Source organism: Deinococcus arboris, assembly GCF_009755355.1.
Classification (GTDB): domain Bacteria; phylum Deinococcota; class Deinococci; order Deinococcales; family Deinococcaceae; genus Deinococcus; species Deinococcus betulae.
Genome location: NZ_WQLB01000095.1, coordinates 1 through 397, shown reverse-complemented (window position 1 = coordinate 397; position 397 = coordinate 1). Strand labels below are relative to the sequence as shown.

Sequence of the window (397 nt, the reverse complement as noted above, 5' to 3'; positions counted from 1 at the left end):
GCGGGCGGCTCCGTGGTATGTGATTCCAGCGGACCGGAAATGGTTTCGCAACCTGCTGATCACCCAGATCGTGCTGCAGACGCTGGAGGAGATGGCGCCAGCATTTCCAGCGCCTGGGTTCGACCCCACGAGCGTCGAGATTACATAGACCAGCCCTGCTTGTTGCGGGGGAACACAAAACGCATCAACAACACGTCTGGGTCAGTCGTGGAGATTTAAATCGTTCTCCTGGCACCCAAGAACGAAAGAAGCAGGGACGCACCTAAGGTGCATCCCTGCTTTGCCGTCATCAGCAACGCTGCGCGTCAAGGCAGCCAATGCCAATCCTCAAGAACCGCGGATGGAAAGCGGCATCGTCTTGTCTCAGGCCGCGTAAGACCCTACCACCAACGAGAAG

General features: G+C 57.7%; 1 pseudogene. It reads left to right on the top strand.

The features are described 5' to 3' along the window. Positions 1-148 (top strand): annotated as a pseudogene (locus GO986_RS22480) (polyphosphate kinase 2 family protein); the annotation flags it as partial. Positions 149-397: the final 249 nt, after the last annotated feature.